Raw genomic sequence first — 15978 nt, 5'->3', positions numbered from 1 at the left:
CCGACACCGCCGACAAGAAGCTCGCGGATGCCACCGGGAAGTCGAAGGCCGCGGACGCGAAGCTTCAGGAGGCCGAGGAGAAGGCAGCCGTGACTGCGACGCGCGCCGAGGAGGCCATGCGCAAGGCGAACGCGTTGGCCGTCGCGGAATGCAAGGCGCCGCCCTACAGCCAGAAGGACATCGACAAGGTCAAGCCGAAGAAGAACGAGCTCGACTCGGCCTTCGAGGGCACGAGTCGAAAGGCGGAGCTGGAGAAGGTGTTGGGCTTGACGCCTCCGCCGCAGCGGAAGGCCACACGCAAGCCAGAGAAGGGTGATGCGCCTCCGAAGTCCCTCGATGCGGTGGATGCCAAGGTCGCGAAGGCCGCCGCGAACACGCCCAATGGGAAGACGTACACGGACCCGTCTTCCCGCGCGAAGTACCAGGTGACGAAGAACGCCACCACGGGCGAGACGGTGTTGTCCGACACGACCCGCGGCACCACCGTCACCGTCAAGCCTGACGGTAGCTACACGTCCACGGTGACGTCAAAGGAGTCGACGAAGTCAGGCGGCACGCGCGAGACGACGTGGACGAAGTCGTCGGACGCACAGGGCAAGCCGACGCGCCTTGAGTCGCGCACGAGCCAGACGGAGCAGCACCCGGAGACTGGCGCCACCACGACGACGTCCACCACGCAGTACGACGCCACGCGCTCGCCGCCAGGGCCTCGGTCGCGTACCGAGGAGGTGCGCATGGAGAAGCCTCCGGCGGCGCTGGCGCAGCGGCGCGGCACGCCCCAGGGCCCGGCGACGGTGAAGACGGAGACGCAATTCAACGCACAGGGCCTGCCGACGAAGCAGGTGAAGACGACGGAAATCCACACACCGGGCTTCAAGGCCCATGACGTGAGCGCCTTCGAGGCCGGTCAAGACTCGGCCCTGCGCAATGCAGCCAAAGGGGAGGACCACCACAGGACGAACAACGCTCCCACCCCGCTCAAGCCCGGAGAGTCCAGCCTTACCCTCACGGAGGAGACGCGCTTCAACGCACAGGGAGAGCCCGCCGTCTCCACACGGAAGACGGAATCGGTGGCCACCCAGGCGCTGAAGTCAGACAAGAATGGCAACGGCGTGCAGGTGGTGCGCACCCAGCAGGAGGTGACGCGCGGGCCCAAGGACTCCCCCTCCACCGACACTGCGCCCGCCCTCACCCCGAAGACGCCCGGCGCCGTCAACCAGCGCACCACGGTGACCGGGTATGACCCGGACGGCAGCCACTTCGACGCGGGGCACGCCAGCCGCTCGCGGACGGTGACCCAGTCCTCCGGCACCGTGGACGCCCACGGACAGATGCAGCTGAAGCACCAGCCCACCCAGGTCCAGAGCCTCCAGGAGGCCAGCGACAACCGGTGGCGGTATGACCACGTCGGCTTCGACGTGGGCGCGGACGGCAAGCCGGTGCCGGGCCAGGAGCCCCGGCAGCTCGACAAGGAACGTCAGCTCCCCTGGTACGAGGACGCGACGGAGTTCGTCGGCGACGAGCTGAAGGCCCTGGCGGACACGGCTGACGACATCGCGGACGCCGCCTCCGACTTCGTGACGGCGCCGCTGCAAGAGGCGCTGACGGACGAGATCCAGAAGCTCGACAGCGCCGGGGACTCGGTGTCGCTGAGCGGCAACCTGGACGTGAAGGTGGGGCTGAAGGGGGGAATCTCGGGCGAGGCCGCCATCGAGCGGACGGAGGACGGCAAGTACCAGCTGTCGGCGGAGGTGACCGCGGACGTGGGCGTGGGCCTGCTGGGCTCGGCGTCGGTGGGGGCCGGTGGCCGCATGGAGTGGATGTTCAACACGCCCGAGGAAGCAGCGAAGGCGGCCCTCACCCTGGGCAAGGGGCCCTCGGCGCTGGCCCCGGGAAGCGAGGGCCACACGTTCCTCAGGGACCACCTGTCCGCGATGGAGGTGAACGTCACTGGCGAGGTGGAGGCTGGCATTGGCGGGGGGCTCGGCACGGGGTCCGCGGAGCTGTCGGCCAGCCTGGGGGCGACGGGGGGCCTGCGGGTGGAGTTCGACAAGGGCAAGCCGACGCACCTGGTGAAGTCGGTGTCGTTCGAGGGCTCGGGCGCGGCGGGAGCGGCCACGGGGCTCAAGGGCAAGGCGGACCTCAACCTGGGCGGAGAGGTCAGCGGCTCGGTGAGCATCGAGACGAAGACGCCGCTGGATGCGAGCAAGCTGGACGGCAACGACGTGCTGTCGTTCCTGACGGGCGACAAGAGCGATGCGCTCGTGGGGCCCTCGGAGACGAGCATCACCGTGGAAGGCTCGGTGGATAGGGGCAACCAGGGCCAGTACTTCACGGCGGAGGTGAGCGGGCTGACCGACAAGGAAGTGCAGTCGGTGACGGACAAGTTGAAGGCCGGCAAGTTCGAGAACGCCTTCGACGACCTGAAGAAGGAAGCAAAGGTCACCCAGGGCAGCTTCAAGGACCGTGAGCTGGCCGTGGGAGCGAAGCTGGGCGTGGTGGACTTCGAGCTCAGCGCGCGGCACCGCGACGTGACGGCGGAAGATGGTGGCGGCGGCGGCGGGAATGGAAGCACCACGGTCAGTCTTGGCGGCGGGAAGCGGCGTGGGGGCAGCGACGGGCCGTCGGGGAGCCATGGCTCGACAGGAGGCCCCAACCGCTCGACGGGCAATGAAGCAACTGGCGGAACGGGGCCGTCCGCGAAGAAGCCTGGGAACACCTCGACGGGAGGAGATGGGCAGCCCGGCTCGAAGGATGGGGAGAAGCCATCCGCGAAGCTCCCTGCGAACACGACGGAGGTCCGGGAACCGCCCACCGTGTATCGGGTGAATCCCGCGACGGGACGGCTCGGGCCCGTGCCGCCTCAGGATGGCGGGCCCGCTCGTGCAGGGAGGTCCGAAAAGCCGGGCGCCCCGGTGCCTGGTGCAGAGAGCCGTCCTCCGCGCACGGAAGAGCAGGGCGAGACGAGTCCCCCCGCTGGGCGCCGCCCCGTGCCGGTCGTGAGGAACCCCGAGCTTCCCGGCCGCACCACGCACGTGCGCTACGACGACGGGAAGGTGCGCATCGAGGCCGGGCCGGATGCCACGGACAAGGACATCCAGGCGCACATGGAGACGGCGCGTGTCCTCCAGCGCTACGAGGGGGCCGTGGGGAAGGTGCGCCAGCTCATCGACAAGGTGAAGCAGGTCCTCACGGGGATGCCGGGATACGGCAGTCAGGGCTTCGAGTCGCGGCTGGAGGTGAAGAAGCTGTCCAGCATCCTTCAGGACCTGGAGTCCACGCAGGCGCAGCTCAACCGGGACATCGCAGGGGCGACGGGGAGCGCCATGCCCACAACGGATGCACAGCGCAAGGGCTTGGAGAAGCGCATCTCAAGCCTTGAGAGTCAGCTGCGCACCCACGAAGCGCAGGTCGACTCTCTCTCCTCAGGCCGTGGCTACGTAGCTCAGGTTGATGATGTGACACCTAGCTCCGAGGTTGAGAACCCAGCTCTGGCCTGGAATGACCTGAACGAGTTCTTTGGTTCCACGGGGGGGCCTGACGGGAACGAATTCGCCGTCCAGGTGGGAAGTGTCAAAATGTTCTTCCCTGCGGACCCCGCCGAACTTCCTGTTGATGTGGGTATTGCTCCTGGAGAAACGCCGAACGGGGCATTCAATAGGCTCAGTCAAACTCATCAGGAGCAGGTCAGGAATGCAATCGCCGCGCGAATCAAGCAGGCTGATGAACTTCTTGCGGAATACCAGACTTCGGATCCATTTAAGCGACTGACACGGGATGAGGTGCTCTCCATTCTCTCGGCAGAGAGCTTGAGAGTCATGGCTTCCGATGCTCTGTCGATGAAAAACAAGCTGGAAACGATTGAGGCTGCCTTGAAGATGTTCAAGGACTTCGAGACTCGTTCAGATCCAGCCTACTTCCCTTCCGTAGCGACTACGTACAAGCTGGATCTGGACATGATGGGCGAGTCCGCGCATGTGCGGGCGGCGTGGCTCATGAGTCCGAATCCCCACAGCGTTCGATATATTGAGGATGGCTCGGGCAATCGCTTCGAGCCCGTGCTGCACCCTCCGGCTAGAGACGATGGAACCCACCGAGAAGGACCTTCCGTGGTGAAACTGAGAAAGGACGAGCCCCCTCCGCCTATCACTGAAAAGCAGAGCGTCAACGCGGAGCAGATCGCTCCGAGGACCGTCAATGACCCCGTTGGGATGCATGAGAAGGTATTGCGAGATCACCTGGCGAACATCGACCCCAGGAAACTGGAAGAGATCCGGAACACCGTGTGGAGTCAATTCCCCAAGCAAGGGGCAGGTGAGAGCCGCGAACGGATCGGTGTCTGGATTCGGAATGTCCCTGAGCAGACAAGGGACAATGGCAAGGCTCCGGCCCAGAACATGACGAAGGAGCGATTCATCCAAATTGTCGAGGATGCCAGGAAGGCGGGAATCAAGGACATCATCCTGCTTGGGGACCCGCTGCCTCCGCAGGAGCTGAAGGAGTGGATCGCGGCTGCTACTCCCAAGAAGGGTGAGGGAGATGGGAGCGTCTATCAATTTAATGCGCTTTGGGATGGCGACCCGGGTGGGAATCGAACTGAATCACTCAGGAATCTCGGAATTTCAGAGCAAGTGGCTGTCTATGAGGCTCTGTATAAGGATCCGAATGCCATGGATGGGAAGGGTACCAATCCCAATATGCAGGCCATTGTCACGAATAAATCTGGTGGGCCGGATATCGCCTCCCTCGCGGGCATACCCCAAATCCAGCTTGCGGAAATGTCTGCCGATGAGTCATTCGTTCTCCATCGGATGGGTTTCCAGTCACTGACATCGCATGCTTGGTCGGTGTTGAAGATTCCCAAGAGAAAACGGGGTGTGCTCAAGGACGATCTGAAGGCCCTCAAGGGGCCGATCGATGCTGAGCTGCGAAGAGATTTGGTCAAGCTTATCAAGCGCTCTGTGCGTGTGCGGAAATATCATCTTAAGGCACTCGCCTCTGGAGAGGGCCCTTGAGGCGGGGTGCGTGCGGCGACGTGGCGCAGGCAGAGTGGGCAGTGGCCGCCGCGCCCACAAGCCCAGCGGAGTCCTCTCCAGAGCCCGGCGCCTGCGACAGTTGCGCGAGTTCCCGGCGCAGTCCGGCGTCGTGCACGTGACGCCGAACGCGCGAGGCATCTCGCGACAGGAAGAAGCCCCAGACGCCTAAAACGTGGCGGTCGCACAGGGCAAGGGCCTCGCTGTGGATTGACTGCCGCGCGGACAACGAAGGCGTGTTCCGGCTGTTCGATCTCAACACAAAGCCAAGCATGACTGGGGCGGGCCGCCCGGGCCGGGATGGCCAGGGCAGCCTGAGCGCCATCGCCGCGCGCGCCATGGGATGAGCGATGCGGACCTACTCTTGAAAATGCTCGCGGACGCTTGGTCCGGCGATGGCGCCCAGAAGGCCCAGGCCTGATTGCTTGAGCGTCCGCCCACGATGCTCAGGGTAGGATGCAGAGCTTCTTGCCGAACGCTTCCGTGGAGGAGCGCTCCCAGCAGATGAGAGCGGGATTCACCGCAGTGCAGTCCGCGTCCCTCTCACAGAGGCGCGCGCAGTAGTCCTGGGAGGAGCTGTCGACCGTGTAGCAGAAGCCGTTCTCTGGACAGCCGGATTCGGCCCCGGGGCCCGCCTTCGGGCATGAGGTGGCGATACAGCCCAGCTCCAGGACGCATTGCAGGCCCGCCGGACAGGTCTCCGGCGCATCCCTGCAGGCCGCCGCGAGATTGGGCTCCTCGTGCACCGTGCAGCGCGATGCACAGGTGCGCGGCCTCTTGCGCACCGGTGCGGTCGTCCTCTCCACGACGGGCGGTCGCATGCGTTGGCACATGCGTTGCTCCAGAGCGTTGGACATGGTCAATCCCATCGTGCTGTTCGTGTGCTTCATCGTCCTTTCTGGGCCCGTGCTCATCGTGGCGGGAATCATCGACATGTCGAAGGGCTCCGGAACCCGTGGAGGCATCCTGACGGTCCTGGGCGCCTCGACGATGGGGCTTGTGTACTGGGCCTACAGTGCAATCAGTCACATGAATTTCTCCAAGGGGCGCGTACTGCGTCTCAAGGGGCGCGCTCGCGTGGCCCGTCGAGCCCTGGGCGACGGCTGGGCCGACGACGCCACTCCAGACATCGAGGGGCTCACGCCCTGGCAGCGGACCGTGCTGGGGGAGGCCTGGCTGTACTCCGCGGGCATGGAGCACGCGTCGGTTCCAGCCTTCGCGAAGCTGTCGCTCAAGCTCTCCGCCATGGGCGCGCCCTCGGAGCTGCTGGAGGCGTGTCACCTGGCGGCCCTGGATGAAGTCCGTCATGCCCGGCGGTGTTTCGCGCTCGCCCGGGCCTACTCGGGCCTGCCCTGGAGCGCGGGAATGATTCCGGAGCTGAGCCAGGACCGTCCCCAGCGTCCCAGTCCGGCCGAAGGTGACGACTGGTCGCGGCTGGTGCGCGGGTCGTTGCTGGATGGATGTCTGGGGGAAGGGCTTGCCGCCAGCGTCGCCGCTGAAGTGTCAAGGCGGGCCAGCGACCCAGTCATTCGTGAGACCCTGGCGGTCATCGCCGAGGATGAGGGACGGCACGCGGAGCTGGCCTGGGATGTCATTGCCTTCGCCCTGGAGCGGGGCGGCGGCACGGCGAAGCAGGCACTGCGTCAGGCATTGGACGCGCTGGAGACACAACGCTCGCCCTCGCTCCCCAGCATCCCGGGCGTCGATGAGGCCTTCCTCGCACGCAACGGTGTGTTGCCCCAGGCGGAGCTGGGACGGCTGATGGAGGAATGCATCCAGCGAACGCGGGCGCGAGCCTCATCATCCTGAGCTACAGCACGACCATGGTCGTGGCCCAGTTGCCGGCGCCCGTCGCGGTCATGCCTGGCACCTATTTCCTGACGGTGACCGCCATGGACCTGCGGGTGCGGTCGCGGAGTCCTCGGGCAGGAGCAATGCCGCTAAATCGTTCGCGGGTCCCGCCTACGCCTCATTCAACGACATCTACCTGCTCTACACCGTGCCCTTTGGGAGGACCTTCGTCGTCACGGAGATCATCGTCTCGACTGCCTATTGTTGCAGCCAGATGACAATGATCGTGCCAGCCATGAGAGGAGGCGCCTCCGCGCACAGAGCAACACGGCCAGAGCTGGCATCGTGAAGAAACCCCTCCTGGGTGAGTTGATATACCGGGAGCCGTTGCTCTTGTTGGAACGCCTCCAGCTTCTTTCTTGCACGGAGTGTCAGGGATTTGGCTTGCTTGGCCGTCACGGCGTTCTTGAGACGTATGGGGCGCCCCGTGCGGCGGTCGTAAGTCTCGCAGGAGAGGCTGTTGTTGGCATGTGCGCCACCTGAGTATTCTGAGTAGCCTGTGTAGATGGAGACGAAGTGGTCGCTTGAGTGAGCAAGTTTGACCACGCGCTGCAAGCTGCCCTCTCCATTCAGAATCCTCTTTTCGTCACGGGTGGGGGCCAGGGAGATCAGTTCGCGTCCGGTGCGGAGATCCCGCAGTCCGTCCAGGCAGGATTGCCCCTCGCAATGGCTCATGACCGCGATGTTGTCTGTTCTCTCCCGCAGCCCATCAGCGGGTTGCGAACGCTCACGCACCATGGCTGTGCTGGGGAAAGGACTGGGAGGCGTGGGAGCAACCTCTTCGAGACTCAAGAGTCTCACGTCGGCAGGAGGGGCGGGGGCGCCTGCATCCGCTGGAGGTGGAGAGGGCTCCGGCATGGATCCCATCTCCGTGCTTGGGTTCTCCGCGGTCATCGGGAGCCCCGCATCCATGACGGCGTCAATTGTCTGGGGACCTGCGCTTTGAACCATCCCGGATGGGGGTTGACTGCATCCAATGAGCCAAGCAGCCATCCCCACGACGGCGACGCGGAACGTATGTTGCTTGAGTTGGTGCGAGTGTCTCATTTGGTTCCTACCTTGAGAAATCCCGTCCCCCCAACGCGCCCCATGACGTCTTGCTTGTATGCGCGGGCAGTGGGGCCGTCTCCGTTGAATGCACGAACAGCTTCTGGCCACGTGCGAATTCCAGTGTTCAAAGACATGTATTTGTGGAAGAGCCAGCGAGTGCCTGCTCGAATCCAGAATGCATAGTCTTCATGCAGATCCTTCCCCGGGGTGCCCATGAAATTCCTGTTGGTGGTATCGCGGTATGTGAAGAATTCCTGCATTGCCTTGAAGATGGCTCCCCTGTTCCACGCGTAGAGTTCAGGCTGTGTTTTTCCGTTCTTGCGATTCTCCTTTTCGATTTCGGAGAGTCTGTAGTTGCTGTAGATGGTGGGTGCCATCTCATTTATCATGATGAGTTGCTGCTCCGCGGAGCTGTCGACCGACTGCATGATGTTGAAGCGGGATTTGACTGGATGTGTCTTTCCTCCGTTCCATATGTAAGGGGGAAGCTCCAGGTTCGGGCCGAAAGTCCCCATTCGGGATTCTCGGAAGATCATTGATTTGACAATGTTTGGATTGAGATTTTTGTCGGGTTTGATTTTTGATTCGTAGTGTTTGATCCAGGTGCTGATTTCTTGATCGAAGCGATTGTACATCGTTTCTTGAACAAGCATCTGGCTGAGTGTGTACTCGGTGTTGGAGAGGGCTCCCTCGCGTCTCCTTAGTTCCTGCTGAAGCGGCTGGAGTTGCTTCTCCCAATAGTTGTGATTTTTGGCGTACTTGCTTTCGTCCTTGTGCCAGCTGTCGAGTGCGAGTTTCTGTTCGTTTACTTGTTTCTGGCGCTTCTCTACTTGGGCCTGTTGCTCCTGCAGGCCGACGATATATTGCTGTATTTCAGGCACCGTTGTCGTTGCTGGGGTCAGAATGTACTTCGGTACGGCGATGGTGCCTTTATTGAACGAACGCTTGTCGCTGACGGACACATTAGGGGCCGTCGGCGGCCAATCGACAACTTCCACGATGGTGCCCAGGGGGAGCTTGGCCCATGCAGTATGTAGTTTAAATTTAAGGCCTTTCATTTCCACAGCCACGTCGTCCACGGTGATCATGGCATCTTCCTTGGGCAGGGGGGCGGCCCTGAGGATAGTCGAAGTGGTAGAGGGGAATACCAGTCTGTGGCCAGAGTTGCTTGTTCTTGCAAGTGCACGAGTCTGGGGGCCGCCTCACCAGGTTCCACCAGTACCGCCCCCAGCTGTACGTCCTTGCCAGGTTCACGTGATTCCAATGCACCGCGCCTGCGCCTGCGCCTGTCCCGGCTCCAGCGCGACGACCGAGTTCCGCTTCCCGTTAGCGTGATGCCCCGGCGGTGGGGGGCTTCACGCCGTGCCGAACCGTTCCAAGACCGTCCTCATCAAGATGCGGCCCGTGATGGATGGGGATGAGGTGTCAGCCCAGCGTCAGCAGCGCGCCGCAGACCATCATCCCCACGCCCACGACGAGCTTCCATGACATGGGCTCTCCCAGCAGGCCCCACGCCAGCACGAGCGTGAGGGCCAGGCTGAGCTTGTCGATGGGCGCCACCCGCGAGGCGGGAGCGAGCTGGAGCGCGCGGAAGTAGGCCAGCCACGATAGGCCCGTGGCCACGCCGGAGAGCGCGAGGAAGAGGAGCGTGCGGCGGCTGAGGGAGGGAAGGGCGGCGCCCTCTCCCCGGGCCAGCGCGAGCGTCCAGGCGAAGACGAGCACCACCACGGTGCGCAGGGCGGTGGCGAGCGTGGACGGCACTCCCTCCACTCCCACCTTTCCCAGAATGGCGGTCAGCGCGGCGAAACCCGCGGCGGCCAGGGCGTAGATCCACCACGTCATGTGTGTGACTCCAGGGGCAGCGGCATGGACGCCGAAAGCAGAAGCCCAGCAACCCGGTGGGGTTGCTGGGCCTCTGTACATCCACTTCCTGGCGGAGGACTACCGGACGACGGTCAGCGCCGTGTCATCGATGAAGAAGCTCGTCTGCAGCGACGAGTCCTCCGTGCCGTTGAAGTAGATGCGGACGGTCTGGCCCTTGTACGCATCCAGGCTGAACGTCCGCTGAACGTAGGCCGTGCCCTTGTCCAGGTTGCTGTACGTGGCCAGCGTCGCCAGCACCGTGCCCGCGCTGTTGCGGACCTGGACGGCCAGCTTGTCGTAGGCCGTCGTGGTCGTCGTCTCCGCCGTGGTGATGCGCGCCCAGAAGGTGAACGTGGCGCTGCACGCCGTGGCGGGGATGGTGACGTCCTGGTAGGCGAACTCGGTGCGCGTGCTGCCGTAGCCGTTCATGTAGGCCTTGTACGTGCCCGTGCGCGGCGCGCTGCCGGACGTGGTGCCGTCGATGACGCCGGACGACGTGGTCCAGCCCGTGTTGCCGCTCTCGAAGCCCGCGTTGGCGAGGAGCTGCTCGGTGATGGAGCAGCTGCCCGTGCCGTTGTTCACCGTCACCGACACCGTGGAGGACGTGCCCACGTTGTTCGCCGCGTCATACGCCTTCGTGGTCAGCGCGTAGGTGCCGTTGGCCACCGTCGCCGTGTTCCACGAGATGCTGTACGGCGAGGCCGTCGCCGTGCCCAGCAGGGTGGCGCCCGCGAAGAACTCCACGCGCGCCACGCCCACGTTGTCGGTGGCGTTGGCGCTCAGGCTCGCGGTGCCGCTCAGCGTGGCGCCGCCCGCGGGCGAGGTGATGGACGTCGTAGGCGGGGTGGTGTCACTGCCCCCGCCGCTGGTGATGAAGAGCGTGTACAGCAGCTTGTTGGGAGAACCGGTCCCCGGGCTGGTGACCTTGTTCGGCGTGGAGTTGTTCACCAGCGCGTCACGCACCTGCGCGGGCGTCGCGGTGGGGTTCGCGCTCAGGTAGAGCGCCGCGGCGCCGGCCACGTGCGGCGACGCCATGGACGTGCCGCTCATGGACGTGCTGGACGAGTTGCCGGAGTTCGACGCGGAGGTGATGCTCGAGCCCGGCGCGAAGATGTCCACGCACGTCCCGTAGTTGGAGAACGACGAGCGGGCATCGCTGCTGGTGGTGGAGCCCACGGTGATGGCGTTGGGCGTGCGGGCCGGCGAGTAGTTGCAGGCGTTGGCGCTGTCATTGCCGGCGGCGACCACCGTGGTGACGCCCGCGGCGATCAGCCGCTCCGTCGCGTCGTCGATGGCCTGGATGCCCACATCGCCCAGGCTCATGTTGGCGACCGCGGGCTTGACGTGATTGGCCGCCACCCAGTCGATACCGCCAATGACCTGCGCGTCGTTGCCGTAGCCCGTGCAGTCCAGCACGCGCACGCCGTGGAGGGTGACCTTCTTCGCCACGCCCCAGGTCGTGCCGCCCACCGTGCCCGACACGTGCGTGCCGTGGCCGTGGCAGTCAGACGGGTCGCTGTCGTTGTCGATGAAGTCGTAGCCGTTGCCGATGCGGCCGGTGAACTCGGTGTGGGTCTGCCGGATGCCGGTGTCGATGACGTACGCGTGCACGCCGGTGCCGTCGACGTTGTACGTGTAGGAGCTGTTGCGCGGCAGGTCCCGCTGGTCGATGCGGTCGATGCCCCAGGTCGCGCCGGTCTGCGTCGCGGACACGTGGATGAGGCCGTTCTCCTGCACGTACGCCACGCGCGGGTCGGACAGGAGGCGGCGGGCCTCGGCCTCGCTCATGTTCGCCAGGAAGCCGTGGATGGAGTGCTCATAGGTCCGCAGTACCCGGCCGCCGCCGAGGGACGTCAACTCCCGGGCGATGTTCGCCGCTCCCTGCTGCCGGACCTCCTGCGTCGAGTCGCGCAGGACCACGATGTACTCGTTGGGGATGGCCCGCTCGCGGCGGATCATCTGCGCCGTCTGACCGATCTGCTCGCCGTCGGACTCCGGGCCCTCCGGCATCGGGCCGCACGCCGCGGCCAGAAGGGAGATGGCGCTCACCGCCTGGGTCAGTTTCAGTTTCATTCGGCCTCTCAGGGAACGTGCGGGCACCGGATCGGAAGCCCTCGCACAAGCCGTGAAATTAGCTATTCTTGAAAAACTGGTCAATGCGGCTTTCGGTGTCGCGGCCCCGTGTGTGTTTGCCAGGCATCGTCTGGGGCCGCGCGAGGCGGCGCGAGCTGCCACACTGTGCTGCTCATCGGTGCGCCCACGGGGAGGCATGACCATGGATGACGGCGTTTTTCTCGAACGATTCTCACGAGGGGAGCTGAGCGGGTTCGCCCATCTCGACCATGTGCGGGTGGTCTACCTCTACACGCTCAGGGCGGGGCGTGATGCGGCCGTCGAGCTCACCCGCGCGGGCCTGCGGGCGCTGACGGGCCGGCTCGGAGTGCCGGAGAAGTACCACGAGACCATGACGGTCGCGTGGGTCCGGCTCGTCAGCGAGCGGGCCGCGGCCGAACCGGGCAGGGACTTCAGCGCGTTCGTGGAAGACAACCCACGCTTCCAGCGCAAGGACCTCCTCGAGGACTACTACTCCCCCGAGGTCCTCTTCGGCGCCGAGGCGCGGGGCCGGTTCGTCGAGCCGGACCTGCGACCGCTCCCGGGAGAGCGGCTACCGGCTGGCCTCTGAATGGAAGGGCCCCGTGGCGCCGCACACCGTCCCCTCCATCGTCTGCGGACGGCGCTGGGGAAAGGAGGGCGACCCCCGGGCCGGCTTCCATGAGTCCCGGTACGCCGCGGAGCCTTGGGGCCCCGAGTTCGACGGCCTCTCCAGCGCGCACCGGTTTGGCGAGCTGTTGCACGGGCTGTACCGCCTCCAGCCCCAGGGCCCACCCATGCCAGAGCGGGTCATCCGACTGGAGGACTGGGGCGTCTGGTGGCGCGACGGCGGGTCCTGAGTTCCTTGCATTGAGCGAGCGTTCATTCAAAGATTGGGGGCATGCCTCGTACGGCTGACGCCAATGCAGTCCTCCGGGAGAAGACGCGGGAGCGCGTGCTCCAGGCCGCGGTGCGGCTCTTCTCCCGGCACGGCTTTGATGGGACCTCTGTCCGCGCGCTCGCGCAGGAGGCGGACATCGCCGTGGGGCTGCTCTATTCGCACTTCGAATCGAAGGAGGCGGTGCTTTCGGCGCTGATGCAGTCGTCGATGCTGGACGTCGCGCACACGCTGGAGGCCGCGGACCTCGAGCCCACCGCGCGGGGCTTCGTCACGGTCCTGCTCACGTCCGCCGTGGAGATGATGGACGCGCACCGGGACCTCTGGCGGCTGAGCCAGGGCCTGCGTCACCAACCGGAGGTGCTGGCGCGGCTGAAGCTGCCGTTTGAGCACTTCCTGGGGGCCACGCACCAGCGGCTGAAAGCGGCACTGGCGGCGCGTGGAGTGCCGGAGGCTGACATCGAAGCGCGGGTGCTCTTCGCCTTGGTGGAGGGCATCTCCCAGCAGTACGTGCAGCACGAAGGCGGCTACCCCGCCGCCGCGGTGATCCGCGCCGCGGCCCGAAGGTGGCCCGCGACTCCCTCACGCAAGCGAAAGGCAGACACCCCATGAAGCGGCTGAAGGTTCCAGGCGGTGAGATGGCGTGGCATGAGGAAGGGCAGGGCACGCCGGTGGTGCTGGTGCATGGGACGCCTTCGTCGTCGCGCGAGTGGCGGGACGTGGCCCGGCGGCTCTCGCCGTCATACCGCGTGCTCGCGCCAGAGCACCTGGGCTTCGGTGACAGCGAAAGGCCCGGGGACTGGCGCACCTATTCACTGCCCTGGCACGTGGAGAACCTGCGCGCGTGGTTCGACCAGATGGCGCTGGGGCCGTTCCACCTGGTGGTGCATGACTTCGGCGGGCCCATCGCGCTGCCGCTCGCCATCGCGGCGCCGGAGCGGGTGCTGAGCCTCACCGTGGTGCAGAGCTGGCTGTGGGACCTGAAGGGCCCCAACGTCGACAACGCGCTGATGCGGTGGCTGTATTTGTCCTGGAACTTCTCCGCGCGGACGCTGGTGAAGATGTCCTGGGGGCGCCGCACGAAGCTGACGCGGGAGCTGCACCAGTCCTTCCTGTCGCGGTTCCCGGACCGGGCGTCGCGGATGGGGACCTGGGGCTTCGCGCGCTCCATCTCCCACGAAGGCCCGTGGATGGACGAACAGGGGCAGGGCCTGGACCGGCTCGCGGACGTTCCATCGCTGGTCGTCTGGGGTAGGGCGGACAAGCTCGTGAAGCCCGAGCACCTGTCACGGTGGAAGCAGGTGCTGCCCCGGGCGCGAGTGCTGGAGCTGGAGGACGTGGGACACTTCCCGCAACTGGAAGCGCCTGACGCGGTGGGTGCCGCGCTGCTGGAGCAACTGGCCCGTGTGGGTCAGCCCCGCTCCATTGACGCCGTGTCGCCAGCGCCCGTTTGATCGTCGGCGCCCGCTGCTTCCCCCCAGGAGTCACCCCGTGCCTCATCCCAATGCCGAGACGGCGCTGGACATGCTGGAGTACTGCCGCTTCGCCTACAAGGCGTACGCCCAGGGCTGTGTCTATCCGATGGATCCGTTCTACGAGTCCCACGGAGCCGGGATGTGGCAGGGCGCGAGGGATCGCGTCCTGGCCCAGGTGCACAGGCTGCTCGGCAGCGAAGAGGACATCCACAAGTTCGACCCCATCGAATACGACCTGAGGACGCCGCCGAACCCCCGGAGCGGGGTCGTGTACCGGGGCGGCACGGGCGCCGCTCCGTACATCCTGTTCCAGCCTCGGGAGCTGGACCGCTCCATCTCCTTCTCGAAGGGCGTGGACCTGGACGGGGAGGACATCCCCATCAAGGTCCAGGAACTCTTCGGGGAGCGGACGCTGCTGGGCCTGGAGCACTCCGAGGCGAGTGGCTCGAAGCGGTGCTGCTACTTCCAGGGCAAGACGGGCATGACGCAGACGCACCCCACGGCGGGCTGGCCCAGCTGGATGGGCGCCGCCATCTACGACCCCGACCTCGAGCGGCTGACGGTGGTCTTTCGCGGCAGCCGGAGCGGAAGCGGTGGGCGTGCGCTGGGGCAGGCGCTGATCAACAGCGCGGGCAGCCCGGACTGGGTCACCGACATGAACCACCTGAAGGAGGCGAAGGTCGGCCGGTTCAGCAACGCGAAGCTCTCAGCCGGCTTCTGGTACGCCTACGCGAGCTGCCAGGAATCCCTGGCCGCGGCCTGCCTGGAGGCAATGCACGGCCGCGTTCCTCGGGAGATCGTCTTCACCGGCCACAGCCTGGGCGGCGCGCTCGCACAGTGCGCCTACCTGGACCTGGCGGGTGGTGAGCTCCTGGCGAAGGTCTACGCGAAGATCAAGAGCCGGGTGAACGTCTGCTGCTACGCCATCTCCGCGCCGCCCGTCGTGCTGGGGGAGAAGTCGAAGGAGAAGCTGGAGCTGCACATCGGCGGGCCAGCGCAGGTGTTCCACTACTTCTCGCCGTACGACGCCGTGCACAACAGCAAGAAGGTGAAGACCTCCGGGGTGACGGCCGTGAACTCGGTCGTGGGCGTGTTCACGCATCCGCTCACGTCACCGTGCCATCTGGGAGTGGAGATTCCCCTGAAGGATTGCACGCTGGCCTTCCCGGACGCGCATGAGCCGGAGGAGGTGCGCAAGGGGCTCGTCGGGCTCATCCGGAAGGAGAGCAGGATGGGCCTGCCCGCGGACCCGGGCTTCTGGCCCACGTTCGACTTCAATCCCACCGGGGCATGGGGGGCGTCGGTGCGGCCGGGTGGGGATTGGGCCGCGGAGGCGCTCGCGGCGCATCTGAAGATCGCGCTCATCACCAGTGTCTCGGAAGAGCGGGCGCGGGTGCGCGCGCGGCTCTGGGCGGACGTGGTCAAGGGCAGTGGGAAGAAGAAGGCCGACTACGAGGTCTTGGACGACACGGATGGGGCCTCGTTCGATGCCTTCGCGGATGCGTGTGGCCTGGTGTCGGAGCTGAGCAATCCCTTCACGGACAACCGCTCACGCAACAAGACGCAGCTGCGGGCCCTGCGCAACGAGATGATCAAATCCTACCAGGGGGCCTCGGGCCACAAGGCCTCCTCCAGTGTCTACTTCGTCATGCTTCAGTACCTGACCGCCGCGCAGTACGGGCTGGACATCGTCTGAGTCGGGGTCCCAGGGTCGGAG

At 65.5% G+C, this 15978-nt stretch carries 14 protein-coding genes; 7 read left to right on the top strand and 7 right to left on the bottom strand.

Annotated features, from left to right (window positions below; translation table 11 throughout):
* Nucleotides 1-163: 163 nt before the first annotated feature.
* Both D7X30_RS41665 and D7X30_RS41660 read right to left on the bottom strand, forming a co-directional pair.
* Complete coding sequence (locus D7X30_RS41665) at nucleotides 164-490, bottom strand: hypothetical protein (RefSeq protein WP_147443212.1); 327 nt, start codon at nucleotides 488-490, stop codon at nucleotides 164-166.
* 18 nt (nucleotides 491-508) lie between these two features.
* Nucleotides 509-736 carry a hypothetical protein gene (locus D7X30_RS41660; RefSeq protein WP_147443211.1) on the bottom strand — a complete coding sequence of 76 codons (228 nt, stop codon included), beginning with the start codon at nucleotides 734-736 and terminating at the stop codon, nucleotides 509-511.
* Here D7X30_RS41660 and D7X30_RS43630 point away from each other — a divergent pair.
* Complete coding sequence (locus D7X30_RS43630; protein WP_147443210.1) at nucleotides 735-5015, top strand: hypothetical protein; 4281 nt, start codon at nucleotides 735-737, stop codon at nucleotides 5013-5015. The two genes, D7X30_RS41660 and D7X30_RS43630, sit on opposite strands and share 2 nt — an antisense overlap.
* Before the next feature lie 464 nt (nucleotides 5016-5479).
* Here the strand turns inward: D7X30_RS43630 and D7X30_RS15660 are convergent, their stop codons facing one another.
* Entirely contained in the window at nucleotides 5480-5854 is a 375-nt protein-coding gene (locus tag D7X30_RS15660) for a hypothetical protein (RefSeq protein WP_147443209.1), read from the bottom strand.
* A gap of 34 nt (nucleotides 5855-5888) precedes the next feature.
* Here D7X30_RS15660 and D7X30_RS15655 point away from each other — a divergent pair, with 34 nt between their 5' ends.
* Entirely contained in the window at nucleotides 5889-6842 is a 954-nt protein-coding gene (locus tag D7X30_RS15655) for a ferritin-like domain-containing protein (protein WP_233591580.1), read from the top strand.
* A 240-nt stretch (nucleotides 6843-7082) separates the two neighbouring features.
* Here D7X30_RS15655 and D7X30_RS41655 read toward each other — a convergent pair whose 3' ends face one another.
* The 4 genes from D7X30_RS41655 to D7X30_RS15645 form a co-directional block, all read right to left on the bottom strand.
* Complete coding sequence (locus D7X30_RS41655; protein ID WP_147443208.1) at nucleotides 7083-7622, bottom strand: hypothetical protein; 540 nt, start codon at nucleotides 7620-7622, stop codon at nucleotides 7083-7085.
* Nucleotides 7623-7927: 305 nt separating this feature from the next.
* Entirely contained in the window at nucleotides 7928-9022 is a 1095-nt protein-coding gene (locus D7X30_RS41650; protein WP_147443207.1) for a hypothetical protein, read from the bottom strand.
* A gap of 337 nt (nucleotides 9023-9359) precedes the next feature.
* Nucleotides 9360-9776 carry an EamA family transporter gene (locus D7X30_RS15650; RefSeq protein WP_120563698.1) on the bottom strand — a complete coding sequence of 139 codons (417 nt, stop codon included), beginning with the start codon at nucleotides 9774-9776 and terminating at the stop codon, nucleotides 9360-9362.
* 99 nt (nucleotides 9777-9875) lie between these two features.
* Nucleotides 9876-11870, bottom strand: a complete 1995-nt coding sequence (locus D7X30_RS15645) for a S8 family serine peptidase (protein ID WP_120563697.1) — start codon at nucleotides 11868-11870, stop codon at nucleotides 9876-9878.
* A 196-nt stretch (nucleotides 11871-12066) separates the two neighbouring features.
* On the opposite strand from D7X30_RS15645, the gene D7X30_RS15640 reads away from it, so the two are divergent.
* From D7X30_RS15640 to D7X30_RS15620, 5 genes are read left to right on the top strand one after another with little or no spacing between them, the layout of a single operon-like run.
* Nucleotides 12067-12480, top strand: a complete 414-nt coding sequence (locus tag D7X30_RS15640; RefSeq protein ID WP_120563696.1) for a hypothetical protein — start codon at nucleotides 12067-12069, stop codon at nucleotides 12478-12480.
* A gap of 13 nt (nucleotides 12481-12493) precedes the next feature.
* Nucleotides 12494-12748: a DUF6068 family protein gene (locus tag D7X30_RS15635; RefSeq protein WP_120563695.1), complete on the top strand. Its 255-nt coding sequence runs from the start codon at nucleotides 12494-12496 to the stop codon at nucleotides 12746-12748.
* A 41-nt stretch (nucleotides 12749-12789) separates the two neighbouring features.
* A complete protein-coding gene (locus D7X30_RS15630; RefSeq protein WP_120563694.1) occupies nucleotides 12790-13398 on the top strand; it encodes a TetR/AcrR family transcriptional regulator in 609 nt (202 codons plus the stop codon).
* On the top strand, nucleotides 13395-14240 hold the full coding sequence (locus D7X30_RS15625; protein WP_120563693.1) for an alpha/beta fold hydrolase: 846 nt from the start codon (nucleotides 13395-13397) through the stop codon (nucleotides 14238-14240). The genes D7X30_RS15630 and D7X30_RS15625 overlap by 4 nt, the downstream gene beginning before the upstream one ends.
* A 37-nt stretch (nucleotides 14241-14277) precedes the next feature.
* Nucleotides 14278-15957 carry a hypothetical protein gene (locus tag D7X30_RS15620; RefSeq protein ID WP_199724330.1) on the top strand — a complete coding sequence of 560 codons (1680 nt, stop codon included), beginning with the start codon at nucleotides 14278-14280 and terminating at the stop codon, nucleotides 15955-15957.
* The last annotated feature ends 21 nt before the right edge of the window (nucleotides 15958-15978 follow it).

Source organism: Corallococcus sp. AB011P, assembly GCF_003611605.1.
Taxonomy (GTDB): Bacteria; Myxococcota; Myxococcia; order Myxococcales; family Myxococcaceae; genus Corallococcus; species Corallococcus coralloides.
This window is presented reverse-complemented; position numbering and strand designations above follow the sequence as displayed.

Excerpts from the sequence above, each read along its gene's own strand:
- D7X30_RS41650 (WP_147443207.1), bottom strand. The coding sequence starts at position 9,022 with ATGATCACCGTGGACGACGTGGCTGTGGAAATGAAAGGCCTTAAATTT.
- D7X30_RS15630 (WP_120563694.1), top strand. The coding sequence starts at position 12,790 with ATGCCTCGTACGGCTGACGCCAATGCAGTCCTCCGGGAGAAGACGCGG.
- D7X30_RS15645 (WP_120563697.1), bottom strand. The coding sequence starts at position 11,870 with ATGAAACTGAAACTGACCCAGGCGGTGAGCGCCATCTCCCTTCTGGCC.
- D7X30_RS15650 (WP_120563698.1), bottom strand. The coding sequence starts at position 9,776 with ATGACGTGGTGGATCTACGCCCTGGCCGCCGCGGGTTTCGCCGCGCTG.
- D7X30_RS15660 (WP_147443209.1), bottom strand. The coding sequence starts at position 5,854 with ATGCGACCGCCCGTCGTGGAGAGGACGACCGCACCGGTGCGCAAGAGG.
- D7X30_RS15640 (WP_120563696.1), top strand. The coding sequence starts at position 12,067 with ATGACCATGGATGACGGCGTTTTTCTCGAACGATTCTCACGAGGGGAG.
- D7X30_RS15655 (WP_233591580.1), top strand. The coding sequence starts at position 5,889 with ATGGTCAATCCCATCGTGCTGTTCGTGTGCTTCATCGTCCTTTCTGGG.
- D7X30_RS41660 (WP_147443211.1), bottom strand. The coding sequence starts at position 736 with ATGCGCACCTCCTCGGTACGCGACCGAGGCCCTGGCGGCGAGCGCGTG.
- D7X30_RS43630 (WP_147443210.1), top strand. The coding sequence starts at position 735 with ATGGAGAAGCCTCCGGCGGCGCTGGCGCAGCGGCGCGGCACGCCCCAG.
- D7X30_RS15625 (WP_120563693.1), top strand. The coding sequence starts at position 13,395 with ATGAAGCGGCTGAAGGTTCCAGGCGGTGAGATGGCGTGGCATGAGGAA.
- D7X30_RS41655 (WP_147443208.1), bottom strand. The coding sequence starts at position 7,622 with ATGGTGCGTGAGCGTTCGCAACCCGCTGATGGGCTGCGGGAGAGAACA.